Source organism: Ensifer adhaerens, from assembly GCF_001270265.1.
Taxonomy (GTDB): domain Bacteria; phylum Pseudomonadota; class Alphaproteobacteria; order Rhizobiales; family Rhizobiaceae; genus Ensifer; species Ensifer adhaerens_B.
Window position 1 is genome coordinate 38032 of record NZ_LGAP01000032.1, and the last position, 24876, is coordinate 62907.

General features: G+C 60.1%; 17 protein-coding genes and 2 pseudogenes. 5 read left to right on the top strand and 14 right to left on the bottom strand.

Annotation, left to right across the window (positions count from 1 at the left end; all coding sequences use genetic code 11):
• Positions 1–9: 9 nt before the first annotated feature.
• From iolD to AC244_RS29450, 10 genes are all read right to left on the bottom strand, one after another.
• Positions 10–1848, bottom strand: coding sequence for a 3D-(3,5/4)-trihydroxycyclohexane-1,2-dione acylhydrolase (decyclizing) (gene iolD / locus AC244_RS29405; protein WP_053252367.1), 1839 nt, complete (start codon positions 1846–1848; stop codon positions 10–12).
• Positions 1845–3767 carry a bifunctional 5-dehydro-2-deoxygluconokinase/5-dehydro-2-deoxyphosphogluconate aldolase gene (locus AC244_RS29410; RefSeq protein ID WP_053252368.1) on the bottom strand — a complete coding sequence of 641 codons (1923 nt, stop codon included), beginning with the start codon at positions 3765–3767 and terminating at the stop codon, positions 1845–1847. The genes iolD and AC244_RS29410 overlap by 4 nt, the downstream gene beginning before the upstream one ends.
• A 16-nt stretch (positions 3768–3783) precedes the next feature.
• Entirely contained in the window at positions 3784–4713 is a 930-nt protein-coding gene (locus AC244_RS29415; protein ID WP_053252369.1) for a TIM barrel protein, read from the bottom strand.
• Positions 4692–5006, bottom strand: coding sequence for a putative quinol monooxygenase (locus tag AC244_RS38955; RefSeq protein ID WP_053252370.1), 315 nt, complete (start codon positions 5004–5006; stop codon positions 4692–4694). The genes AC244_RS29415 and AC244_RS38955 overlap by 22 nt, the downstream gene beginning before the upstream one ends.
• Positions 5003–5944: a sugar phosphate isomerase/epimerase family protein gene (locus AC244_RS29425; protein ID WP_053252371.1), complete on the bottom strand. Its 942-nt coding sequence runs from the start codon at positions 5942–5944 to the stop codon at positions 5003–5005. Before AC244_RS29425 ends, AC244_RS38955 begins: the two co-directional genes overlap by 4 nt.
• A gap of 80 nt (positions 5945–6024) precedes the next feature.
• Complete coding sequence (locus AC244_RS29430; protein ID WP_053252372.1) at positions 6025–7197, bottom strand: Gfo/Idh/MocA family protein; 1173 nt, start codon at positions 7195–7197, stop codon at positions 6025–6027.
• 141 nt (positions 7198–7338) lie between these two features.
• Positions 7339–8238 carry a sugar phosphate isomerase/epimerase family protein gene (locus AC244_RS29435; RefSeq protein WP_053252373.1) on the bottom strand — a complete coding sequence of 300 codons (900 nt, stop codon included), beginning with the start codon at positions 8236–8238 and terminating at the stop codon, positions 7339–7341.
• Positions 8239–8264: 26 nt separating this feature from the next.
• Positions 8265–9086, bottom strand: coding sequence for an ATP-binding cassette domain-containing protein (locus tag AC244_RS29440; protein ID WP_053252374.1), 822 nt, complete (start codon positions 9084–9086; stop codon positions 8265–8267).
• A 9-nt stretch (positions 9087–9095) separates the two neighbouring features.
• Positions 9096–10100: an ABC transporter permease gene (locus tag AC244_RS29445; RefSeq protein WP_053252394.1), complete on the bottom strand. Its 1005-nt coding sequence runs from the start codon at positions 10098–10100 to the stop codon at positions 9096–9098.
• Between the two features lie 94 nt (positions 10101–10194).
• A complete protein-coding gene (locus AC244_RS29450; RefSeq protein WP_053252375.1) occupies positions 10195–11169 on the bottom strand; it encodes a substrate-binding domain-containing protein in 975 nt (324 codons plus the stop codon).
• A gap of 148 nt (positions 11170–11317) precedes the next feature.
• Between AC244_RS29450 and AC244_RS29455 the strand changes: the two genes are divergently transcribed.
• Positions 11318–12358, top strand: coding sequence for a LacI family DNA-binding transcriptional regulator (locus AC244_RS29455; RefSeq protein ID WP_053252395.1), 1041 nt, complete (start codon positions 11318–11320; stop codon positions 12356–12358).
• A gap of 15 nt (positions 12359–12373) precedes the next feature.
• Here the strand turns inward: AC244_RS29455 and AC244_RS35845 are convergent.
• The 3 genes and pseudogenes from AC244_RS35845 to AC244_RS29465 all read right to left on the bottom strand — a co-directional run.
• Positions 12374–12757 (bottom strand): annotated as a pseudogene (locus AC244_RS35845) (RtcB family protein); the annotation flags it as partial.
• 9 nt (positions 12758–12766) lie between these two features.
• Positions 12767–13204, bottom strand: coding sequence for an archease (locus AC244_RS29460; protein ID WP_053252376.1), 438 nt, complete (start codon positions 13202–13204; stop codon positions 12767–12769).
• Between the two features lie 205 nt (positions 13205–13409).
• The gene (locus tag AC244_RS29465; protein WP_234717066.1) at positions 13410–16208 is read right to left on the bottom strand and encodes an AMP-binding protein; all 2799 of its coding nucleotides are present in this window, start codon (positions 16206–16208) and stop codon (positions 13410–13412) included.
• A 659-nt stretch (positions 16209–16867) separates the two neighbouring features.
• Between AC244_RS29465 and AC244_RS29470 the strand changes: the two genes are divergently transcribed.
• Entirely contained in the window at positions 16868–18739 is a 1872-nt protein-coding gene (locus AC244_RS29470; protein WP_082367249.1) for an ABC transporter ATP-binding protein/permease, read from the top strand.
• Between the two features lie 320 nt (positions 18740–19059).
• On the opposite strand, the gene AC244_RS29475 is transcribed toward AC244_RS29470, so the two are convergent.
• Positions 19060–20334, bottom strand: coding sequence for an MFS transporter (locus tag AC244_RS29475; RefSeq protein WP_053252378.1), 1275 nt, complete (start codon positions 20332–20334; stop codon positions 19060–19062).
• 297 nt (positions 20335–20631) lie between these two features.
• Between AC244_RS29475 and AC244_RS29480 the strand changes: the two are divergent.
• The 3 genes and pseudogenes from AC244_RS29480 to AC244_RS29500 form a co-directional block, all read left to right on the top strand.
• Positions 20632–20799 (top strand): annotated as a pseudogene (locus AC244_RS29480) (ATP-binding protein); the annotation flags it as partial.
• A gap of 1358 nt (positions 20800–22157) precedes the next feature.
• On the top strand, positions 22158–23504 hold the full coding sequence (locus AC244_RS29495; protein WP_053252382.1) for an ABC transporter substrate-binding protein: 1347 nt from the start codon (positions 22158–22160) through the stop codon (positions 23502–23504).
• 70 nt (positions 23505–23574) lie between these two features.
• Positions 23575–24876 (top strand): carbohydrate ABC transporter permease, encoded by a 1302-nt coding sequence (locus AC244_RS29500; RefSeq protein WP_053252383.1) that lies wholly within the window; start codon positions 23575–23577, stop codon positions 24874–24876.

Consider the following 24876-nt stretch of genomic DNA (forward strand, 5'->3'; position numbering starts at 1 on the left):
TCGAGCTCCTCAGTTGAAGGTCCGCTGATCGCGCGCATTCCGATTGTAATGATCACGCGCGCGCTCTAGCCGTTCCGGGCCGCCGACCTGTGGCACCGCGACGTCCCACCAGCCACCGCCCGCTCCTGTGCCTGGAACGGCATCGGTCTCGATCACGATGACCGTCGGTTTGGTGCGAGAACGCGCTTCGACGATCTTTCTCTCGAGGTCGGCGATGTCGGCTGCCTTCTCCGCATGGGCACCCATCGATCGGGCATGTCCCACGAAGTCCAGTTCCGGCATCTCCTCGATATTGCTGTCCTTGTACATGTTGTTGAATTCGGCTCCGCCACACTCGATCTGCAGGCGATTGATGCAGCCATAGCCACGGTTGTCAGTCAGAACCACCGTAAACGGGACCCGGCGCATGACCGCCGTGGCCAACTCCGAATTCGCCATCATATACGAACCGTCACCGACGAAGCAGACGACCTCCTTATCAGGAGACGCCAGCTTGATACCCATGGCGCCGGCCACTTCGTAGCCCATGCAGGAATAGCCATACTCCATATGGTAGCCGCCCTTGGCGGACTGCCAAAGGACCTGCAACGCTCCGGGCATGGTGCCGGCGGCACACATGACCACGGTGTCGTCGGTGGAGACCCTTTGCACGGCACCGATGACCTGCGCATCGGTCGGGAGATGGTTCGTTACACCGGCTTCGGGCGCCGCGGTAGCGGATTTCACTGCCTCATGCCAGCGGCTCCGGGAGCCGGCATCGAAATCTGCGGCTTTGTGATCGTGAAGAAGTGCAGATAGTTTCTCCAGCGTCACGCGCGCGTCCCCGACGACAGGAACTGCACCGTGCTTCGTCGCGTCGTAACCATGAAGGTTGATTGAGATGAGTTTGCGTCCGTCGTTCTTGAAGAGCGCCCAGGATCCCGTCGTGAAATCCTGAAACCGCGTTCCCACACCAATCACCAGGTCTGCATTTTCGCATAGACGGTTGGCGCATTCCGAGCCGGTAACCCCTGGAGATCCGAAGTTGAACTCAACGGTCCAGGCATTGCCACCCTTCCCCGCTTGAGTTTCAACGAAAGGAATATTGTGCTCTCTCGAGAAGGCGGCCAGCGTATCTTCTGCATCGGAATAGAGAACGCCGCCACCGGAGATGATCACCGGGTTTTTGGCGGCACGTACCAAAGTGGCGACCTCTTCCAGTTCGCGCGGATCGGGCTCCGGCCGGCGGATCCGCCAGACCTTCGGTTCGAAGAAGCTTTCCGGGTAGTCGAAAGCATCCGCCTGCACGTCCTGGCAGAAGGCGAGGCATACCGGACCGCAGTTTGCTGGGTCGGTCATTACCGAGAGCGCCCGCGGAAGCGCGGTCAGCAGATGTTCCGGTCGTGCGATCCGATCGAAATATCTGACTACGGGCTTGAAAGCATCGTTGGCACTGATCGTACCGTCATCGAAATCCTCGATCTGCTGAAGGACGGGATCCGGCCGGCGATTGGCAAAGACATCACCGGGGATGAATAGCACCGGCAGCCGATTGACATGTGCGAGCGCGGCTGCCGTCACCAAGTTGGTGGCCCCCGGTCCGATGGACGAAGTCACAGCATGGGCGCGCTTTCGCCGCTTGGTCTTGGCATAAGCGATGGCAGCATGCGCCATCGTCTGCTCGTTCTGGCCACGCCATGTCGGTAGGGCATCCCCAATGCCATGCAAAGCTTCGCCGAGACCTGCCACGTTTCCGTGGCCGAAGATTGCCCAAACGCCTTCAATGAAGCGATCGCCGTCGTCTGTCATCTGCACGGAAAGCCATTTGACCAGCGCCTGGGCTGCCGTGAGCTTGATTGTCTTTGTCATGCTGCCTTCTCCCGCGCGACTGCCCGCGCCTTGTCCCAGATCGACGCCAGGCGCCCATAACGCTTCGCCATCTCCTCGACGGCGACCGCGTCTTCGATTTCGTCCTTCATCCAGGCGCGCGCGACATCGCCGAAGATGGTTCGCCCAACCGCGAATCCGCGGACCAGGTCGAAACTCGCCGCTACCTCAAAGCTGGCGGCGAGTTCCGCCTCCGGCGCATCGAGACCGAGCACGACGATGCCGCGCGTGTACCGGTCGTTCTTTTCAATTGCTGCTATCGTGTTCGACCACGCCGCGGGCGTCGTCATCGGTTCCAGTTTCCACCAGTCGGGGGAAACGCCGATATCGTAGAACTGCTGTATGAGCACAGCGGTGGTCTCGTCGTTAACCGGGCCGACCTTCGACGGAATGATTTCCAGCAGGAACTCCAAATTGTTGCGCCGAGACGCTTCGAACAGTCGTTTGACGGTCGCCTCCTGGTCGGCACGTGTCTGGGCATCATCGCCTGGGTGGCAGAAGCACAGGACCTTTACGACATTGTCGCGCGTCCATTCGCTCAAGCCCCCATAGTCGCTCCCAAGTTCGGGCTCCAGCGTCAGTGGGCGTGACCCTGGCCACTCGCAAGGCCGCCCAATCCACAAGCCACTCCCCGAGGCTGCATGCAGCGCCTTTCTGCCGATGCGATTGTCGCAGAGAATGCCGTAGCCCGGTCGTCCAGCCTGAACTTGGACTGCAGCCTGGAGGCAGAGTTCCTTGAATGCGCCACCGCGTTCCAAGGTGTAGCCCGGCATTTGCTCGAGCTGGAATCGATGGTCGAAGGCGAATATCCGATAGTCCCGCCAGTCTTCGCCATGATTGCGATGGCGATTGGTCGACCAATGGACCTGTTCGACCGCTCCATCATTGCGCAGGTCTGGCCGCTGAATACCTCGTTGCAGGAAAAAATCCAGCTCCCTCAATGAGGGATAAGCGGGCGTGCAGCCGTGGCGGGAGACCGCAAACGCGCCGCAGGCGTTTGCGTATCTGAGAGAGGTCGACCAATCCTCACCGTCGAGCCAGCCTTTGAGGAGACCGGAGAAAAAGCCATCGCCGGCGCCGAGGACATTGAAGACTTCGATCGGGAAACCTTCGCCCGAGATTCCATCGTCCGGACTGTTAGGGATGCTGCCCTCAAACGCTACCGCCCCCTTGGCGCCTCGCTTCAAGACTAGCGTAGCAGACGATACCGCACGGACTGCTCTCAAGGCTGCGGCAGTATCGGTCGTCCCGCCGGCGATGTGAAATTCCTCTTCAGTGCCGACAATCAGGTCGAAGAAATGCAATGTCGACTGAAGTTTTTCGGTAACCTCACGGCTGGCAACAAAACGGCTTTCACCGTCATCATGACCGGCGACTCCCCAGAGATTAGGCCGGTAGTCGATATCGAGCGCGGTCTTGGCACCGCTATCTCGCGCGAAGCCGAGCGCCTTGAGAACAGCAGCCTCGGTGCGAGCATTCGACAAATGCGTGCCTGTTACGACAACGGCGCGCGCCGAGGCGATATAGGCCTGCTGGATATCGGTCTCGCAGAGTGCCATGTCTGCACAATTTTCGCGGTAGAAGATCAAGGGGAATGTATCCTCGTCACGAATGCCGAGGAGCACAAGGGCCGTCAGACGTTCCGGATCGGTAACGACACCACCAACATCCACACCCTCCCGCAGAAGATGTTCGCGGATGAAGCGGCCCATGTGCTCGTCGCCGACCCGCGTGATCAGGCCGGATTTCAGTCCGAGCCGTGCTGCCCCGCAGGCAATGTTCGTCGGGGAACCACCAATGTACTTGCTGAACGAGCCCATATCCTCCAATCGGCCGCCCACCTGTAGGCCGTAGAGATCGACTGATGATCGGCCGATGGTAATGACGTCGAGTGGTTTCATTTCGAGTCTCTCCTACTCAGAAAGCGGCACGCGCAAGGAAAGCCCGGCTGGCTGCCAGATCATCCAGAACGCTGCCCGTGTTGCGCGGATCCCGCTCTTGTTCGATGGTGATGTAGCCGCCGTAGCCAAGTTCGGTCAGAAGCGCTCGGACGGAATGGTAGTCGATCGATCCGCGACCGATCGGGCACATGACACCCTTGGCGCAGGCGTCGAAGAAACGGATGCGCTCTTCCATGACCTCGGCGTAGACCTTGGCGTCGATGTCCTTGAAATGGATGTAGTCGACGCGATCCCAGTATTGCCGAAGCGTGGCAACAGGATTCATGCCGGAATAGGCCATATGGCCGGTATCCAGGCAGAGCCCTGCAAGATCGGCCGGGATGTCGTCGACGACTCGCTGCAGCTCGTCGGCGAACTCGATATATCCGCCTGCGTGAGGATGGATCGTCGAGCGCACGCCCCATTTGCCGCGCGCAAGCGCCGCGATGGCACAGATGTTGTCGATCATGCCCTGCCACGCGCTTTCATCGAGGCGGGGTGCGCGATCAGAATGGCCCGCCGCATAGTCGCGCTCGTCGTGACCCCAATCCATCACTGTGAGATAGGGCGCCGCATAGTATTGGCCCGGGTGCGTTTCAGGTTTCGGTAACCGGGTGATGAGCGCGCAGATTTCGTCGGTCTGGCGCAAAAGATTTTCGCGATTGGACGGGGAAACGAGATCTGCAAAGATTGTACCGGCGACGACCTTTAGGCCGCGTTGGTCGAGCGCTTTTGATACCTGCCCCAGATCCAATGGCAGATAGCCATAGGGTCCGAGTTCCAATCCGCCAAAGCCGGCTGCCTGCGCTTCATCGAGCACCTTTTCCCAGGCTGGTAGGTGCGGATTGTTGACGTCATCGACACCCCAACAGCAGGGCGCAGTTGTTATAGTGATTGGATTGCGCATGAGGTTTCGGCCGTGATTGTCTCGAAAGTAAACGACCGGTGGAACGGTTCGTAAAACTCGAGGAAGCGTTGCGTATGGTCTCTTAGTAGGTGTTCCGCATAGGCATGCTCATCTTGCCACGACTCGATAAAAGCCAGCCGGTTCGGATCGTCCGTGCAGGTAAAGCAGTCAAAGGAAAGACAGCCGTTTTCGGCCCTCGTCGCTGACTGCAACTCCGGAGCGCGGGCGAGAACCTCGTCCCGCGTCCCCGGAACAAGCTCAACCGTGACGATGAACTTGTACGGCTGAGTCATCGGCTGATCGTGGCCTGAAGCGCGTCGATGGACGACTGGATGCCGGCGTCAGTCGACATGGTAAAGTCTTCCATTTCGAGGCTGACCCAGCCGTTATAGCCCACCATGCGAACAACAGAGAAAAACTCCTTCCACCACTGCAGATCGTGGCCGGCGCCGACTGCGACGTAGTTCCAAGTGCGGTTGGCCACGTCTGTGACATCCTTGAGCTCCAGGAGGCCGTTGACGTCGGCAAGTCCGCGCTCGATACGCGTGTCTTTGCCGTGGCAATGATGAATTGCGCTTCCGAGCGCGCGAGCCGAGGCAATCGGATCGGCGCCCTTCCAGAACAGATGGCTGGGATCGAGATTCATACCCACGGTCGGGCCGACCTCGTTGCGCAGACGAAACAGAGTTTCGGGATTCCATACGAGCATCGCCGAGAAGTTCTCAAGCGCATATTTCTCAACGCCGACCTCCTTGGCGAGTTTCACGAGGTCGTGCCACAGTGGGAAAGCGCGGTCTTCCCATTGGTAGCGGTCACGCTCGGGCATCTCATCCGGCCAGCTCTTGGTATAGACGAGCCAGTTCGGCACCATATCGCCCGGAGCGGCTTCCGGCAGCCCGGACATCGTGACGATCGTCTTAACGCCGATTTCGCCGGCAAGACGGATTGTCTGCTCCATCTCCTTGCGATGCCGCTTGCCCATGTTACCCGGATCGAGCGGATTTGCCGAGCAATTGAGGGCGGCGATCTCCAGGCCCCGCGCCTCGATCTCCTTCAGCTTGGACTTGAGCAGCCCCTTGTCGGCAAGGAGCTCGTCGGCGCGGAAATGCGGCGCGCGGGACCAACCGCCCCCGGTCATTTCGACACCTTCGACGCCGAGTTTGACGCATTTGTCGAGCATATCCGTGAAGGACAAATCGCCCATTACGTCAGTGCAAATCGAGAGTTTCATAAGGTTGTCTTTCCAGTGTTCGAAAAATTGGGGACCCGTGCTTGGGAGGAGTGGAGGGTGACGCGCCCCCTAGGCTGCAACTATTTGAAATCGACCCAGGCGGAGCCCGCATCTGCCGAGCGGACGCAGTTCTCCAGCCAGCGCACGCCTTCCGTGCCGGCTTTTATTCCCGGGTAATGATGCGTTTTCAGGAAGGCCTCGTCACCGTGGCTCTTCGCGTCGATTGCTTGGGCGATCCAGAGATAGATGTTGGCCCAGCTATCGCCCAGACCTTCGGTGTGAAGCGCGCCCATGCGATCGACCGCAAGGCTTTCTTCTTCCAAATAAGGCATGCCGTGATGGAGCGTGCGATTGGGTTCGCCCTGGACTTCATAGATCAATTGGTCGGGATGGGCATCCGACCATTCGATCGATGCCTTGGAACCAGTGAAACGATAGCGCTGCGAGCCCATATTGCCGGCATTGACGGACGATACCCAAAGACGACCGCGCGCGCCGTTGTCATAGTGCATCAAAACGGTGGCGTGGTCTTCCAGCGGTGCGCGGCTCGGAATGAATGCCTTGCGGTCGCAAAGAAGTTTCTCAATTTTCAGATCCGGCAGGACGATCTCTGACAGGTAATAGAGATGCGTTCCGATGTCACCGAGAACGAAGGTCGGGCCGGCCGTCTTTGGGTTCGTGCGCCACTTCACTGCTTCCGGTGCGCCGACGTCGTCACCCGAATTGAAGCCGTGCGTGTATTGAAGGTCGACGATGCGGATCTCACCCAGTATTCCCTTGGCGACCATCGCAGCCATCTGGTGCACCAGCGGATGGCCAGTGAAACCGTAGGTCACGCCAACGATCAATCCCTTCTCGTTGGCCAGCTTCTCGATCTCCTCGCATTCGACGACGGTGAAGAAGAGAGGCTTTTCGCAGATCACATGGATGCCGGCTTCCAGGCAGGCCTTCGTGATCTCGTAGTGAGTGAAGTTCGGAGTCGCGATCGAGACAACCTCGACGCCGTCCTCGCGCGCCGACTCGTTCGCGATCAGCTCCTTGTAGTCGGCGTAGCAACGGTCCGCCTCGATGCCGAGCTTTACGCCGAAGTCACGTCCGCGTTCGGCGTCCAAGTCAAAGGCGCCACATATCAGTTTGTATGTTCCGTCACGTTGCGCACCTGTACGATGTTTGTAGCCGACCTGGCCAGTTCGGCCGCCTCCCACCATCCCCCAGCGGAGCGGGCGCGATATCTGTCTTTCACCATTGATCATTTCAGTTACTCCCCCGGCACTGCGCCGGCTCTTGTGTTTGGCAAAGCTCCGCCATTCGGCGGACAAAGCCCGCCGGTTGCGCAAACCGTCATTTCGAATGGGCCCGCCCCGTGGCGGACTATTGAGACCGTATCAGCGGTCTCACTTCTTGTGCTTGTCGATGTACCTGTTGATCTCGGAGCACATAAAGCGTCCGGACTCGTCTGCTTTGTCCTCCCAGGCGAAGACGCAGGAAGTCATGATTCCGTCGAAGCCGATATCGGCCAGCGTTCCGAAGAAGTCCTCCCACGGAACCTCACCTTGGCCGATATTAAGGTGCTGGTGCACCCGTGCCTGGGTACCGGGCGGGTTGAGGATGTAACGCAGGCCCGAGCTTGCCTTGTGATTGAACGTGTCGCCAACATGGACGTGGGCAAGGACGTCCTTCGCCTCGCGCAGCATCGCCTTGGTATCGTCGCCGAAATAGAAGGTATGCGGGGCACAGTAGAGGAACTTGACGTTCCTCGAGTTGACCGTGCGGATGATGTCGAGTGCCGGCTGGAGCGTCTCGCACCAGTCTTCCGGGTGAGGCTCGACATTGAGCTGGATGCCTTCACGCTCGAAGATCGGCACCAGTTCCTCCATCGAGCGCCACCATGCATCCTCGCAGGCCTCGATCATCGAGCCAGTGTGGCAGCAGTAGCAGGAACCCTTGTCGGGATGCGGACCGCGGCCGAATTCCGAGTTCATCGTATCGACTTCCAGCTCGACGGCGATTTCGATGGCACGCTTCCAGTGTTTCACCGCTGCCTGGCGCTCGGTCTCGTCGTTGGAAGCCCAGCGATACATCGGCAGAAGGGAGGCAATCCCGACATCGGCTTCCTTCAGCGCCTTCTTGAGGGTCTTGATGCGTTCCGGAAACACGCGCGGCGCCTTGAACCATTCCAGGAAGTCGGCGCGCGGGCTAAGCTCGATCCAGTCGAAGCCGAGCTCCTTCACCTTGCCTGGAAGCTCTTCCAGGCTGAGATGTCGATGCATGAACGGGTCAATGGCGATCTTCATGAGGGTTTCTTTCTATCCATATCAAATCAGTTTGGCGTAACCGGGGGAGGATGGCCCTCATGGGCAGCCATGTAGCTCTCCACCTCGGCGCCAAGGTTCGCCAGGGCCTCACCACCCGCCATGAGATCGGTGATTTCCTCGCGGGTCTTTTCACCCTTTCGGAAGTTGGCGGCGACCGCCCCACGGATGAGGACAGCGAAGTGGTCGCCGACGGCCATCGCATGTGTCACCTGGTGCGTTATGAAGATAACGGCTATGCCACGCTTCTTCGCTTCAAGGACGATGCGCAGAACGTGTGATGCCTGTTTGACACCCAATGCTGCGGTCGGCTCGTCGAGGATCAGAACGCGTGCGCCGAAATGGACTGCACGCGCGATCGCAAGAGATTGACGCTCGCCCCCTGACAGGCCGCCGATCAACCGGTCACCGTCATCGATCCGGGTGATTCCGAATTCCTGCACAGCTTTTACAGCGATTTCGTTGGCCTTCCTTCGATCATAGATCTTGAACGGCCAGAATCCCTTTGTCGGTTCTGCTCCGATGAAGAACGAGCGGCCGATGCTCATCAGAGGAAACGTTCCGCCGAACTGGTGGACGGTGGAAATACCCATTTGTTGGGCGTCGCGTGGCCCGTGAAAGTCCACAGGCTTTCCATCCATCAGCACCTCGCCGGTAGTCGGCTTGTAAACGCCCGCCAGCGTCTTGATGAGGGTAGATTTACCGGCGCCGTTGTCGCCAAGAAGGCACAGAACCTCACCTGCATCCACCTTGAGCGAGATGTCATTAAGGACGTCGATTGGGCCAAAGGATTTATTGACGTTCCTGAGTTCGAGAATTGGAGTGCTCATAGCTGCCCCTCACTTCTTCTTCGGCGAATAGGTCAGGGCCATGATGCGGAACGTGTTATTCATCAACACGGCCAGCAGCAGCATGACGCCGATGATCAGGCTCGACCAGTTGCGGTCAAAAGTCGTGAAGTAGATGCCCTGGTTGACAATCGCGAAGGTAATCGTGCCGAGGAAAATTCCGACGATGGAACCAAAACCACCCGTCAGCAGAACACCGCCGACCACAACTGCGATGATCGAATTGAAGATGAATGTCATGCCGGCAGAGACCTGCGCGACGTTGAACAAGATCGCCTGACACATCCCGACAAAGGCTGCGCTAACGGACGACAGCACAAAGAGTGTCACAGTAAGCTTGTCGGTTGGAATACCTGCATTTCGCGCGCTCACGCGGTCGCCGCCCATGGCGAAGATCCAGTTCCCGAACGGCGAAAAATGGACATAGAATATGTAGAGAGCCGTAAGGGCGATCCACCAGAAAATTGTTACCTGGAAGCTTCCACCGACGAAAGATCCGAAGATCGACTTGGCTATCACGCCGGATTCGGCTGGACTGAGCGCCACGCTCGTTGTCCCTGTCCAAAGCACGGAAAAGCCCAGTATCAAGCCCTGCACCGCGAACAGAGTGCCAAGTGTCACAATGAGCGATGGTACTGCAGTCCGAATGACCAGGAAGCCGTTGATCAAGCCGACCACCAGCCCCAAGCTCAAAGCGCCCAGAATGCCCACCCAGATCGGCATGTCGTAGGTGCCGGTGATGATCGCGACCGTGAGCGCGCCCGCTGGGATCATGGCGCCGATGGAAATATCGAGCTCACCAGATATCATCAACAACCCCACAGGGAATGCTATGATACCAAGGTTCGCCGCAACGTTAAGCCAGCTGGCGGCACCGGCTGGCTTCAGGAATTCAACGCTCCCGAAGACAACGAAGAAAATGAGCACGAAAGCGAGGCCGAGGAAGGCACCGGATTCGGGACGTCGAATAAGATCACCCAAGGACAGGTTTTTCACGCAATTCACTCCCAGTGTTGGCTGCTTCGAAGTGCGGATGCATCCGCCGATCCGCAGCGTTTGTGGCGGCTCGGCGCGAAACATCGACTTGCGATCAGCGCGCGCCCTTCGAGACGCCCGCCAGGGTTGCCTCAATGTTGGACTTGTCAACGATACTCGGACCGGTGAGAACTGGTGACGTCGGAAGTTCCGTCCCAAAGTCGATCGCAGAGGCCAGAAGTGTTACAGCCAGGAGCGACTGGAGGTAGGGCTGCTGGTCGATCGCGAAGCTCTGAGTTCCGCTCTTGATACGGTCAAGGCCGGATTGGTTGAGGTCGAAGGTGCCCAGCAGAACGCCCTCGGTCTTCCCAGCCTGCTGGATACCAATGGCAGCTGAGTCCGCGTCGCCAGCTGAGATCGTGATCACGCCGTCGATCTTGGAGTCTTGAAGTAGTGTTGCCTTGATGGCCTCGGCAACGGCGGTGGCATCGCCAAAGCTAGTTGCGGGTAAGGGCAGCTGGTTGCCAGCACCGCCACTCTTGGTGATGCCCTCGATGACACCCTTGCAACGCGCTTCCAAGTTGGCGGCGCCCGGAACGGTGTTCACGCAGAGGACGTTTTTCTTGCCATTCTTGAAGAAATATTCGCCGCCGGCGACGCCCGCAAGATATTCGTCCGAGCCGACATAGTTGATTGCGCCGAGTTCCTTGGCTTTATCGATCCCGCCAGCATTCATCAGAATGACTTTAATGCCAGCTGCGACGGCTTCCTTGATAGCCGGATCCTCGCCTTCAGGGACCCAGTTCGGGATAACCAGACCATCAACCTTCTGGCTAATTGCCGTCTGAATGAGCTGGACAACATCGGGGGCGAAGTTGTCATAGGTCTGAAGGCGCAGGTAATTTACCTTGCCGCCGTTCGCTTCGACGACCAAACGAGCATCATCAACACCTTTCTTAATCAGGTTCCAGAAAGCGTCGTCGTTCTTGCCGCCTACGACGGCGATGTTAGCGGCCATGGCCGCAGGCACAGCGAAAGTAACGGCAGTGGCTGCAAGCAACGCGACGCTAAAGCGCTTAATACTCTTCATAATTTCTCCTCCCGTTTCACGTCATCTCAAGGACGTGAATGCATGTTGAACTGTAGCGCGCGGAATGCCAAAATGAAATCGAGTTGGCGTGCTGGAACATATTTCGTTCCAAAACGTATCATTCACGGATGGCATGGTGGAGAGCGCGATGAACAGACCGACAATATCTGACCTGGCGAATACTGCTGGCGTAAGCCTGTCCACGGTCAACAGGCTCCTGCACGGTACGGGAGCCGTTCGGGCCGACACAGTTGACCGGATCCTCGATGCCGCGGACAAGATTGGCTTTTATGGGTTGGGGGCATTGCGCCAACGCAAACATGACAATCTTCCTCGCCGCCGGTTCGCTTTTCTCCTGCAGCAGTCTCATCGGCCCCTTTACCAATTGTGGGCAGAAGCACTGACGGCGGCGGCCTGCAGAAGGAACGATGCCGTGATCGAACCGAATGTCATATTTGAGGACGATTTGTCTCCGGAGGCAGTCTCCGCCAACCTGCTGAGGATTGGCGAGACGGCAGATGCTGTGGCAGTCATCACTGCCGATCACCCCTTGGTAAGCCAGGCGATCGACGATTTGCGCGGTAGAGGAGTTCCTGTCGTCGCATATGTCACCGATCTGTCTGCCGCCAGCCGCGCCGGGTTTGTGGGTACCGACAACTGGAAGAGGGGAAGAACTGCCGCGTGGTTTATCAGCCAAACCGCCGACGGGGCCGGGAAGGTGTTTCCTCTCGTCGGCAGCAATCGATATCAGTGCCAGGATATAGCTGATGCCAGCTTCCGTTCATACATGCGAGAAAACGCCCCTTCTTTTCAGATCAGCGATACGCTCCTCACGCATGAGGAGCCGGAAAACGCCTACGAGATCGTACGCAGCCTGATTTTGCAGGAACCGGAGATCAAGGGCATTTTCGTCAACGGCGGCGGTATATCGGGCGTGTTGCGCGCTATGCGCGAGCTCCCGGCTGAGCGACAGAATAAGATCCGCATCGTCTGCAGCGACGTGGGGCCAGAAACACGCAAAGGGTTGAGCGAGGGGCTGATCACAGCATCATTGTCCCATCCACTAGACAAAATGCCTGCGGAGCTCATCGATGTCATGCTGCGACTGATCGATCGCCGTGATACATCCTCGATAGAACAGCGCATTGTCCCGTTTGATATCCTTACACCCGAGAGTATATGGACATAAGCAATGAGGGTCTGCGGGGATTTGCCGGAACAGAGATTCGGCCACAGCCTCCTGCCGCGGCAGAATATCCTCTACCGACAGGCCGGTGAGCATCGTTCGCACGCCGCAGGAAATGTCGAAGCCGACGCCGCCGGCAGAGACCACGCCTCCCTCCGCCGGATCGAAGGCGGCCACGCCGCCGATCGGAAACCCATAACCCCAATGGGCATCGGGCATCGCGATAGAGGCAGACACGATCCCCGGCAGGGTGGCGACGTTGCAGGCCTGCTGACCAACCTTATCGTCCATCTCGGTGATAAGTTGCTCACCCGCGAAAATGATCGCCGGCACGCGCATCGCTCCGGTCGGTTCGATGCGCCACGTAACCGGATTGAGCTCAGGGAAACTTGCCGGGTTCATCGAAGCACCTCACACATCGATGACGCATTGTGCAGACCAGAGGCCATTGTCGTCTCGCGCCACCTTCAATGCCGTGAGCGTGGCTCCCTTCGGTTCGCAAGCCGGTGCATGTCGCACCACGTCAACGAACTCACCCCAGAGCGAGCCCCGTAAAGCAAGTCCTTCTATGCGGATCGCGAAGCACCCGAAAAGCATCTTGCGGGTCGCCATCTCGTAGATTATGGCGTCGAGCCAGTCCACGAAGAGCAATTCCAGGTCGTTTTGACGGCATTCTACATCAACCCGGCTATCCGCGGCGATCGGACTGTAGGTGACAATCCGGGTTAGGCCCAAGGCGGCGTGCTCGAAGGCCTCCACAACAGACCGACCTCTTCCGCACACCCCGATGTCGGCGTCATGATGGAAATGCTCCCAGCCAAATCCGGATATCTGGCCGGTGGCGTTCATTGCAGGCCATCCCTTCCACCGACCTGCCGAACACTCCGGAGTGAAAGGTCGGTGCGCGGCGAAACCATACCATGCTGCCCCCTCGCCGTCGAGAAAACGGGCCGTGCCAGCCATGGGACTTGGCCTGCGGCAAGAGTTCGTCGGGCGTGCGCGACCTACCCCCTTCGCTTGTCATCGGCGGTTGACTGCAGGAGGGACCGTGCCGCTACGCCACGACTTGTGGCGGTTCCGGCTTTGCCAGCCCGCCGAGATCGGGTTCGCCGCAGCGGGCGAGGATTGCGCTGCGTACCGCGTCGCGCAGCCGCAGAACGGATCCGAAGTCCGTGCCCGACGGCGCAATCGGCTCGCCGATCTCGACGCTGAGCGGCACATGTCTCGGAAACCATTGATTGCTTCGGAGCATTGATCTCGTTCCACGAATGACCCCCGGCAGGATCGCAAGGCCGGCTTCCGCCGCTACCTTGAACGCACCGAGATAGAAGCCTGAAAGACCGGCTCTGCGCGTGAGGGTACCCTCCGGAAAGAAGACCAGCACACGGCCCGCGCGGGCAAGACCTGTCAACGCCTCGGCATCCTGGAGGCTCGCGGAAACGTCGTAGCGTTCGACGAAGGGAATACCGAGGCGCCGCAGCAGCGGGCCCGCGACGACGTGCTCGGCCAGTTCCCTCTTGGCGACGATCGCCGGTTCGCCCGGAAGGCCGGCGACCAGAACGAGCGCATCTGCATAACTCGAATGATTGAAGACCAGCATCGCGCCGCTCTTCGGGATGCGCTCCGTTCCCCCGGTAGAGACGGACACGCCCATGACTGCTAACGCAGTGCGCGCAGTCCACCGAACGGCACGCCAGCGCCAGGGGAGACGCGGGATAACGAGCACGGCGAGGGATCCGAGCAGCAGTGCAACGCCAAGAACCGTCCACCACCAGGCTGCATACAGCGCCTCCCGAAAGAGCCGCGCAGAGCGCCACATCTGAGGGACGGCACTCAGCAGTATCAAGCGTGTGAATTGCAGCGCGACGCTGTGTGGGGCGGATCCCATACGGCCCGCCTCGTAGAGCGCTTTCGCGGCGCTCCTGCGGATCTTGCCGCTCGATGTCTTGGGCACCGACCGCGGTGGGACCAGGACAACCTCGTCGGCCGGCGTGCCGGCGATGTCGGTCGTGACGTCGATCACGCGCGCCTGCAGGGATGCTCGTGAAGCCGGATCGGTCTGGGCCGTCTCGGCGACGACCACCACTCGCTCGGTGCCGGAGTCCGGATCGGATGTGCCGAAGACCACGACCCCTCCCTTGCGTATTCCCGGCAAGGCCCCCGCCGCCTCTTCGATTTCTTGCGGATAGAGATGGCGACCGGCACGAATGATGATGTCCTTGACGCGGCCCGTGACGAAGACGTCGCCCCCGGCCATATAGGCGCGATCGCCGCTGTCGAGCCAGTCGTCATGGAAGAGCGCGCGGGTCTTTTCGTCGTTTCGGAAATAGCCGGCCGTCGCCGAGGGACCACGGAACTCGAGCCTTCCTTCCCGTCGTTCGCCGAGTTCATGGCCCGCTTCGTCGACAATCCGAATCTCATGACCGGGCAATGGCTGGCCACAGGCGACGATTTCAAGGGCCGTATGGTCTTCCGGGCTGGCAGCTTCTGCCACGCCGCTTGTGGCCAAGCGATCGCGATCGACGCGATCGACAACAGGCGGGCGTTCCAGCGGCGGAAAGGCGAGACCCACCGAATTCTCAGCAAGCCCATAGACCGGGGCCACCGCCTCAGCGGAAACGCCGTAACGGCCGAACCGCTCGATGAACCTGCGAAGCGTGCACGCGCTCACCGGCTCCGCGCCATTAGCGACCATACGCAGCGAAGAGAGATCAAGGCCCTCCAGGTCGGCGTCGGCAACCTTATTGAGGCAAATTTCGAAGCCGAAATTCGGCGAAGCGGAGAAGGTCGCCCGAAAGTTGTGCATCGCCCACAGCCAGGTTGCCGGCCTTCCAAGGAAGCTCAGAGGCGACATCGCGTAAAGCGGCGCGGCGTAGTAGAGGCATCCCAGCCACGCACCGATGAGACCCATGTCGTGGTAAAGCGGCAGCCAGCTCACAAAGGTGTCGGCGGAGCTTGCCTGCATGGCGCTGCCCATCGCGCGAATATTGGCAAGAAGATTGGCGTGGCTCAGCACGACGCCCTTGGGATCGCCTGTACTGCCGGAGGTATATTGGATGAGCGCGACGGCATTCGGGTCGCAAGATCGGGGAAGGTCCACCGCTGCTGCCGCGCTCTCTATATCGGCGACGCAATCGACCGCGTTCAACGTGTCCACAAGCGCTCTGAGTAGTCCGGCAAGCCGTCGTGCCTCCGGCATCGTGATAAGCAGGCGGGCGCCCGCATTGCCGAGAATGCCGGTCTGGCGGCGGACATGCTCCTCAAGCTGTGCAAGCCGTGTCGGGGGGTATATCGGAACCGGAATGGCGCCGGCGTAAAGGATCCCGAAGAACGCGACGAAGAAATCGATGCCGGTTGGCAGCATCAGTGCCACCCGGTCACCCGGAACGACGCCGCGGACGATGAGACCCCCGGCAATCCGGCGCGCTCTCGTCGCAAGTTCTCCATAGGTCAGGGCTCCGATACTGGTCACCTCATCCTGCAACACGGTCAGATGAAGTCGGTCCGAATGCTGCGTCGCATGCCACTCCAGCGTTTCGACCACCGTGCGTGCCTCCGTCGCAGCCGGAACGGAGGACAGAACGGCGGCCGGCCGTGTACTCGGCGCGATCCGCTCCGACGCGGGTTGCGCCCGCTCCAAGGCTTGCACAAGGTCAAGGACCGTCTCCGCCCCGGCGACGATTTCGGCGGGCAATTGCACGCGAAATGCGCGCTCGATCCGCAAGGCCAGTTCAGTCCGGCCGAGGCTGTCGATGCCGAGATCGCGTTCGATGCGGCTCGACGGGACGACGTCCATGGCTCGATCGTGCCGAAGATGCACTTCGCGCACAAATTCCTTAACGATCGCAATCATCTCGCGACCGCGCAAATCCTGCTCTTGAACAGGTGAAATCGGCTGCCCAGCTTCCGTCGCCATAAGCAATTATTATAGCGCAACGCGTCGCGTTCGTCTTGGTGCGTATCAGTAACGGAATTGCCGGCCACGGTTCTTTTGCGTGGAAGCTATTGGAGGCACTGCAAGCCCGCTTACCTAATCCATCGCATATAGAGCACGGCCACGTCAGTATCAGACGTCCGTTCGGCCGTTGCTCCACACCGGCGTCCACTTTCGCGGTCCCGCGTCCATGGACATTTGTTCTTTTCCTTCTCCCTCCGCGATCGCTTAGGGACTATACTTGTTTGTAGCGTCTGTTGCAGTGAGGATCGTTGTTGCTCGCTGCCGTTGGCCTGGACGGCTTGATGTAGCACACCGCCGCTGAAGACACTGCCGACTGACAGTCGCCATGGAATCGAAGCGTCACGCCTCCGTCATGACATCTGGTCAGGAACGTTTCAGGAGCCTTGGGCGTAGCGAGCTGCGCATCGAACCGGGGAGGACTCAACCGGCACTCCGCTCTTCGGAGGGTTGAGCGGCGAATGCAACAGTGAGGGATGTACTGATCACGGCAGGGAGGCGTTGCACTGGTGGAGCCGCAACTGGGAAAGCAGCCGCAGCCGACCCCCGTCTCCTCGATGCGCAGCTTCTGGGGGCTGATGTGGGCCTATTGGTTCTCCGACAGTTGGCAGGAGGCTTGGGGACTGGCGGCGATCATCGTCGTGCTTACGGCCCTGTCGGCAATGGCCAGCGTCTGGTTCGCCGAGGCGTCGGGCGAACTTGTCAGCGCAATCGCCTTCCTCCACCATCCGGAAAACCCGACAACGCTCAAGTCGCTTCTGGCAAGCGCCGTGACCTTGGCCGCGATCGTCGTACTCAAGGAAGTCGGTTTCACCGCAGTCCGCCACTTCTTCTCGACGAGCCTGCATCGCAAGTGGCGCGCCTGGCTTGACCGGCGTTTCAACGACGCACTGCTCGACCGCAACCATACGCATTTTCACCTGCAGCACGGCGCGGTGGACGCCATTCCGTCCGACGCCGCAGTGCCGGACAATATCGACCAGCGCATCCAGGAATCGATCAAGGGCATGACCGGCGGCGCCATCGGGCTTGCCATGGGCATCGCCGGCGTGGTCCTGTCGCTCCTCTTTGTCGGGGGCAAAATCATTGAAACGTCCACCAAGGTCAGCGGACTGGAGTTCCTTGGCAGTTACGCCAGCGCCTGCCTGACGCTTGTGGCCGTCGTCGTCTATGTCCCCGCCAACACGCTTTTGGCTGTGAAGATCGGAGCGATCCAGCAAAGGCTGGATGTCAGGATGCAATGGGCCGAGGGCAGCTACCGCCGCGAACTGACTACGCTTCTCCACCGCAGTTTCCACGTCGCGGCCGCCGGCGGCGAGGAAGCACAGAACGGTGTTCACAGGCGGCGCTATCTCGACATTGACCGCACCTGGGCAAGGCTCAACATTCTGACCGCGAGCTATATGGGTTTCGAACTCGTCTACAACTTTTTCAGCTCGCGCATCGTCGCCTACGCGCCCGGGCTGCTCCCCTATGTGGAGGCCAGGCTCAGCTTGCAAGCATACGTAACCGGCGCGGAGCTCGCCAATGCGATCATCAACGATTGTTCGTGGTTCATCCACGTCATGCCCGACATAGCGAGGCTCAGGGCGAACGCGGACCGCATTACCGACCTTGCAAGGGCCATCGAAGACGTGCAGCGGCCGCGCGATTTCTATGCCCACACCGGTCACGCCGAACTGCACTATACCCGGCAGGATCCTGAGTTCGGCTTGACGATCCGGCATCTTGAACTGATGCACCCGGGCGATGATCAACCCTTCGTCACCACCGGGCTCCTCCACTTCGACCATGGCGAATGGACGCTTCTCGTCGGCGAATCGGGCAGCGGCAAGTCGTCGTTGCTCAAAGCGTTCAACGGACTCTGGCCGCATGGCCGTGGCACCATTGCCTTGCCCAGGAGGGTGCGGACCCTCTATGCCGCGCAGGACATAAAGCTGCCGACAATATCGCTGAAGGAACTGATTTGCCTCCCCGATCCCGTCGAGGCGCACTCAGATACTGAGGCCGCCGCAGCGTTGACAAAAGCCGGCCTTGCCGATTTCATCGGCGACCTTGCCGAGGAGGGGCGCGACAACCAAAGCTGGGACCAGCTTCTTTCCGGCGGTCAGAAGCAAAAGCTCGTTCTGGCGCGGATCCTGTTACTGCGCCCGGGGCTCCTGTTTCTCGACGAACCGACCAGCGCTCTCGACCGCGAGGCGACGGTCGCCTTTCACCAGGCCCTCAAGGACGATTGCCCTGGCGCGACAGTGATCAGCGTCATGCACGACGCCACGCCTCCGAAATCTGCAAGCGGCGAGGAGTTCTTTGACAACGTGCTCGTCATCGCCGGTGGCTCTTTGACCAAGACGCGGCTGTCGAGACCGACAGGCGGTCCCGTCGGCCCCGCGCGCGTGAGGCGGCGTGGGGAAAAATGGCCCGTAGACTGACGTGAGGAGCACGTCAGGTCGTTACCCGGTTCGACGCCTTCTTCGCTGGCCGATGGCGCGATTACGCGCGGCGCTGTAGGGAACGGCCGCCATCCCAAAGGGTCTGGATGGGGCCTGCGGCGCGGGCGCGGCTTGGCGGTCTGCGGTATTGCCTTCGCGATCCCAAGGTGCGAGCCTTCACAGGGCGCTTTTGGCGCCCGGCGAAATAGCAAAAAAATGCCCGGCACAAAGTGGCCGGGCAAGCAGCAGGGCCTTGGCTCGTCCCTGCGGGGAAGCTCTTCCTCCCGAAGCTTTGGATATTTCAGGTCGCTGCGGACCACCTATTGAGCAAAGGCGCCGGCTGGCATGTCTTCTTCGGCGCGGCGCTTGAACTGCCGTATCGAGGCGGTCATCCAGACGAGGGAAACCGCAACGATCGCGAAGAGCAGCATGAAACAGCTCGACCAGAGGCCGGTCGCATCCTTGAGAAAGCCGAAAGCGATCGGCAGGACGAAGCCGCCAAGACCGCCCATCATACCAACGATGCCGCCGACGGCGCCGACACTGGCGGGGTAATAGGCGGGAATATGCTTGTAGACCGCCGCCTTGCCAAGGCTCATGAAAAAGCCGAGCACAAAGATCACGCAGACAAAGACGGCCGGGGTGACAGCAATCGGCATTACTCCGCCCGCCCCACCTGCAGGTACGGATAGAATGAGCGTCGCCACGGCCGCGACCGTAAACATCGCGTACATGATCTTGCGTGCACCGATCTTATCGGAAAGCATGCCGCCATAGGCGCGGAAGATGCTGCCGGGGATCGAATAGGCTGCTGCGATCATGCCGGCGGTCTCGATGCGAAAGCCGTAGACGCCGACCAGGTAGCGCGGCAGCCAAAGCGACAGGGCAACGAAGCCGCCAAAGGCGAAGAAGTAGTAGAGAGCGAAGCGCCAGACTTGAATGTTCCTGAGCGGCTCGAACTCTTGCAGGAAGCTCTTGCGCGGAGCTTGGTGATTGTGGCGCGCGCGAAATTGCGGATCGTCGTTCGTGGAAAACCAGAAGACGGCGGCAGTGACGAGCAGCACTGCGGCCCAGATTTGTGCGACGACCTGCCAGCCGAAGGCAACGAGAACAAGTGGTGCCGCAAACTTGGTCACAGCTGCACCGACATTGCCGGCGCCGAAAATACCAAGCGCCGTTCCCTGTTTTTCCGGCGGAAAGAAGGGCGAGACGTAGGCGACACCGACGGCGAAGGAACCGCCCGCCAGGCCGACGCCGAGGCCGGCGAGCAGCATTTCGGGATAGGTCGTCGCATGGGCGAGGAGGAACGTGGCAAGGGCCGCAGCCACCATGGTGACGGTGTAGACGAGCCGACCGCCATAGCGACCGGTCCATATTCCCAGCACAATGCGGATCAGCGAGCCGGTGAGGATCGGCATCCCAATCAGCAGACCGAATTGCGCTTCGGTGAGGCCGAGTTCGTCCTTAATGCGCACGCCGATGATGGAAAAGATCGTCCATACGGCAAAACAGATGGTGAAGGCAGTTGTGGAGACCCACAGCGCGCGGGCCTGTTCGCTTGCGGAGATCTTTTGTGTCTGGTGAAGAGCGGGCATAGCTTCTCCCGGCGCGTCGCGCGGCGCCATTCTCTCGTTGATCCTGGGAACGCCACGAGCGAAGACAGCGTCCATCGGAATGGGCGCGTCGACCCTGCTCGGCAACTTTGCAATAGGCGCGCGACATTGGGCGCCGACGGCGGTGTCTGCTCGGGCTCAAGATCAAGGAAGCAAATGGTGTGCCAATTGGAGAAGAATTGAACGCTTATTGATTTCAATAGTTTAGCCAACGAGCCGTCGGCGGGACTTTCTGCGATGATCAAATAGTAGCCCATCGGGAGGGTATTGCTCAATTATCGTGCAGTCCTTGTCGGTGGCACGGGAACCGGAAAGGGCCATCTGGCCATCGCGATTGCCCGTGCGCTGATCCGCAACGGAACACGTGGGCGTTTCTTCAACGTCGTCGATCTGGTCAATCAGTTGGAAACGGAAACGCGCAGCGGCATGCAAGGGCGGACGGCTGACTAAACGCGACCGCCTTGCTGTGGCGGTTTGCATTTATTGTCTGACAAGCAGGCGCCGGGATGAGCTCTGACAATGTAGATCAAAGGTTTCCAGGAAAGGGGTTTGGTCGGCCCCCCAGGAAAGTGGAGGGCCGACCGCTCCCGGTACAGTGATGCACCTTGCGTCCAGACAAAGTGCGCCACCAGGGTCGGTACAACCTAACCCACAGCCGTCGCCGCCGCTATCGGACCACAGTCCCGAAGCCTGTACGCAATGGTCCGATGAAGCTCAGGCACATGCCCGTTTCTTTGTATATCTTACACTTCTGAGTGTTTGATTTCCTGAGCCAATCGAAACGATGCGCAACAGAGACTGCTCTTTCGTAAGGTGCCGCGGGGAGACAAGCCCTAACCACGGATAACCCAAGCCCCTAGCACAAGCAGGACAAGGGGTGGGCCTAGCAGCATGCCGCCGAAAAGCAAAGCCGCTTTCTGTACCTCCCTGCCGGCTTGAAGTCGGCTCCCAATCTCGTCCGGCACGACAATGCTCGGGCTTCCAGATGTACCGGCCCTCTCCCTCATGGCGGCTACCGCTTTCTCGGCTTTCCAGCCGTCGGTGATCACTACCCAGCCCCTGACGAAGATGGAGCCTCCATCTGTCACGTCTCGCCGCCGTCCTTCAATTTCTACGTAGACGACCAGCGTCAGCACCCAAAGTGCAGAGACGATCAGCCACAATCGAAAGAAACCGCGTCGGAAATTCATCTTGCGCCCCGTCCAATGACGCGAGGATAGCACAGCGGCGTTTAGCGACTAGTTGAGTATTTGGAGCGTGTCGTCCGCTAACTCAGCAGGCAGTCCTACGGCAAGCTGGTGGTCGACCACCGCTGGCCTCCCGGTGAACACGTCGAACACCGTTGAAGTCCCGTCCAGTTCAAGCCTTAGGTCATATCGCTTGGTGACCAAGGCCCTGCCTCCCTGAAAGCGGCATGGTCTCCGTTGGCCAACAAGCCTACGTCGGCCTCGGGGGTTACGCGTTGATGGTGTGTCTCGCCTTTTTCGGCCTTCCGCCTTCGGTCTCGATTCTCGGAGCCATGGTCGTGCCCGCGGCGGCCAAGCCCTATGATCGAAAGATGTTCTCATTCTGTGCTTCGAATGACGTGATTGTTCTCACGCAGCGCATTTGCGAGGCAGCGCCGTCGTGGACCCACCGGGAAGGCGGAAATTTAATTTTGTACACGCGTACATTTTGTCATTCACCTGTTATCGGGCCTGTCTAAACCGACCCGCGTTGATGACCTGCTCAACGCTTCCGCGGCCGCGCACGGCGGTGTGTCGCACAGGCGGGGAAAGCCAGTTCCAATCTTCGGGGGTTAGCCAATGACTATTGTTTCGATATTGAGATCCGCGACGCTCGCAGCCGCCCTGCTCGCCTCGACGGCAGTTATCGCATCCGCAAAGGACGTCACCATTTCGGTTTGGTCCGGCGGTTCCGGTCCGAACGACAACTACCGCGTCGACGCGATCGAGATCGCCGCCGACCTGCTCGAGCGCGAAGCCGCCATCCGGGGCGAGGAGCTCAACATCACCGTCCAGAAGACACCCTATTCGGGATGGGAAGAGTTCAAGCAGGCGCTGACCCTTGCCGCCGAAGCGAAGAAGGCGCCGAACATCGTCGCCACCGGCCATGAGGACATTGGCCCCTGGGCCCAGGCCGGCCTCATCGTTCCGGTCGAGGATTATATCGACCTCGACAGCTGGCCGATCAACGACATCTACCCGAATCTGATGGAGATCGCCTCCTTCAATGGCACGGTCTACGGCATCCCGCAGGACGCTGAATCTCGCCCCTTCTTCTTCTGGAAGCCGCATATGAAGGCGATCGGCTATAGCGACGCCGAAATCGATACGCTGCCAGCCAAGGTCGAAAACGGCGAATACACGCTGAAGAACGTGCTCGAAGACGCCAAGAAGATGCAGGACAAGGGCCTCGTCCAGCCCGGCTACGGCTTCTATCCTCGCACCAGCAACGGCCCGGATTACTGGCAGTTCTACACCAGCTTCGGTGGCCTCATGGAGGAAGATGGCAAGCTCGTCTTCGACAAGGCGGCGATGCAGCGGGCCTACCAGTATTTTGCCGATCTCGTTGCAGCCGGCGTCACCAAGAAGAACCACATCGGCATGCCGGGCGACCAGTGGTGGAAGGAAGTCGCCACCGGCAAGGCCGGCATCTGGCACGGCGGCACCTGGCACTATGCGCGCCTCGTGAACCAGGAAGGCCTGAAAGATTTCTTCGACAATGTCCAGTTCACACTGATCCCTGCCGGCGAGGGCGGCAAGGCCAACACGCTCACCCATCCGCTGACCTATCTGCTGATGGCAGGCCACGACCAGGAGACGACACAGATCGCCGCCGATCTCGTCAAGCTCGCCTCCGAGCCGCGCATCAACGCGCTGCACGCCATCAAGTCCGCGCATCTCGGCATCTCGGAAACCGAGACCAAGGTCGACCTCTACTCCGCCGACCGGTGGGCGAGCGAAGCGACGGAGCGGCTTCTGCCGCATGCGAACGCCATGCCCAACAATGCCGAGTTCGGCAAGTACTGGACGATCATGTGGAAGAACCTCGAAGCGTCCTGGACGGGCGCAAAGACGGTCGAAGCAGCGGTCAACGACACCGAGACCGAGCTGAAGGCCACTCTCGGCAACTCCATCGTGATCCGCTGATCCCAGACGAGTGTCGCTCTCCCGCAAGCGGCGTTTGCTCCGCCGCTTGCCTTGTTTTCGAGGCCCTACGATGAGAACGTCGCGAACGCTCGGACTGATCATGATCGCGCCCGCGGCGATCATGATCCTTCTGTTCTTCCTGATGCCGGTCGTCCTGACCGCGGTCTTCTCGCTGACCAATATGAGCACCGCGACCGGCATTTCCGGCGGCGCCTACCAAGTCACGCAGGCTGCCGTAAACCGGCTGACGACCGATATGCCCGAGCTTGCCGCGGCGATCGCCGGACCGCGCTTCGTGATCGACGAGGAGGGCGTGGCGGCGCTTGAGGCACTCAAGCTGAAGCCCGGCTTGGCCGCCGAATTGCGCGCGGAGCATCTGGGCGAGGTCTTTGCCTCGCGGCGCGAGGCGGAGCGGGTTATCAAGGCGCTCAAGGACCGCCCCTCAACCCGCGAAGTCAAGCGGATCTCCGACCTCTTCAACCGCTCGGTTCTGAACACCCGCTTCGAGACGCGCCAAGCGCTGCTGGAAAGTCTCCGCAAGCTCGGCTTCAACCTGGGGCCCGAGGAGCAGGAGGCGGTCGCCAAGGCGACCTATACCGGCTGGGTCTGGACTGCGGATAATTTCCGGACCATCGGCAATTCGCCGGACATGGCGCAAATCTTCCTCAATACCGCCTTCTATGTTGCGGTGACGCTGCTTTTCTTCAACGTTGGCTACGCGCTTTTCCTAGCCCTCACCACCCACTATATGGCGGCCGCGACCGCTTCGATCTTCCGCGCCGTCTGGCTGCTGCCGCGCATCACGCCAGTCGTCATCTATGTCTTGATGTGGAAATGGCTGACCTGGGACAACGGCTTCCTTTCCCTGTTCATGGGCCAGTTCGGTTATCCGCCGAGGAACTATCTCCTGGACAACGCCCAAGGCGCCTGGTTCTTCGTGATCCTCATCAACGGCTTCATCGGCGCTTCCATGGGCATGCTGGTCTTTTCCTCGGCGATCAAGGCGATCCCGGAAACGCAGTTCCATGCAAGCGAAGTGGATGGCGCCAGCCGCTGGCAGCAGATCCGCTACATCATCCTGCCGCAGCTTAGATGGCCGATCCTGTTCGTCACCTGCTATCAGACGCTCTCGCTGCTCGCCTCTTTCAACGAGATCCTCCTTTCGACCCGCGGCGGGCCGGGGCGGGCGACCGAAGTGTGGTCGCTCGCCGCCTATCACACCGCGTTGCAGAACTATACCGGCAATCTCGAATACGGGCTCGGTGCGGCCATGGCCCTGGTGCTGGTGGTGATCGGGGTGATCCTGTCGCTGATCTATCTGCGCGTCTTCCGCTACGACACGCTGATCTCCAAGCCGCTGATCGAGGACTGA

Excerpts from the sequence above, each read along its gene's own strand:
- iolD (WP_053252367.1), bottom strand. The coding sequence starts at position 1,848 with ATGACAAAGACAATCAAGCTCACGGCAGCCCAGGCGCTGGTCAAATGG.
- AC244_RS29410 (WP_053252368.1), bottom strand. The coding sequence starts at position 3,767 with ATGAAACCACTCGACGTCATTACCATCGGCCGATCATCAGTCGATCTC.
- AC244_RS29415 (WP_053252369.1), bottom strand. The coding sequence starts at position 4,713 with ATGCGCAATCCAATCACTATAACAACTGCGCCCTGCTGTTGGGGTGTC.
- AC244_RS38955 (WP_053252370.1), bottom strand. The coding sequence starts at position 5,006 with ATGACTCAGCCGTACAAGTTCATCGTCACGGTTGAGCTTGTTCCGGGG.
- AC244_RS29425 (WP_053252371.1), bottom strand. The coding sequence starts at position 5,944 with ATGAAACTCTCGATTTGCACTGACGTAATGGGCGATTTGTCCTTCACG.
- AC244_RS29430 (WP_053252372.1), bottom strand. The coding sequence starts at position 7,197 with ATGATCAATGGTGAAAGACAGATATCGCGCCCGCTCCGCTGGGGGATG.
- AC244_RS29435 (WP_053252373.1), bottom strand. The coding sequence starts at position 8,238 with ATGAAGATCGCCATTGACCCGTTCATGCATCGACATCTCAGCCTGGAA.
- AC244_RS29440 (WP_053252374.1), bottom strand. The coding sequence starts at position 9,086 with ATGAGCACTCCAATTCTCGAACTCAGGAACGTCAATAAATCCTTTGGC.
- AC244_RS29450 (WP_053252375.1), bottom strand. The coding sequence starts at position 11,169 with ATGAAGAGTATTAAGCGCTTTAGCGTCGCGTTGCTTGCAGCCACTGCC.
- AC244_RS29455 (WP_053252395.1), top strand. The coding sequence starts at position 11,318 with ATGAACAGACCGACAATATCTGACCTGGCGAATACTGCTGGCGTAAGC.
- AC244_RS29460 (WP_053252376.1), bottom strand. The coding sequence starts at position 13,204 with ATGAACGCCACCGGCCAGATATCCGGATTTGGCTGGGAGCATTTCCAT.
- AC244_RS29465 (WP_234717066.1), bottom strand. The coding sequence starts at position 16,208 with ATGATTGCGATCGTTAAGGAATTTGTGCGCGAAGTGCATCTTCGGCAC.
- AC244_RS29470 (WP_082367249.1), top strand. The coding sequence starts at position 16,868 with ATGCGCAGCTTCTGGGGGCTGATGTGGGCCTATTGGTTCTCCGACAGT.
- AC244_RS29475 (WP_053252378.1), bottom strand. The coding sequence starts at position 20,334 with ATGCCCGCTCTTCACCAGACACAAAAGATCTCCGCAAGCGAACAGGCC.
- AC244_RS29495 (WP_053252382.1), top strand. The coding sequence starts at position 22,158 with ATGACTATTGTTTCGATATTGAGATCCGCGACGCTCGCAGCCGCCCTG.
- AC244_RS29500 (WP_053252383.1), top strand. The coding sequence starts at position 23,575 with ATGAGAACGTCGCGAACGCTCGGACTGATCATGATCGCGCCCGCGGCG.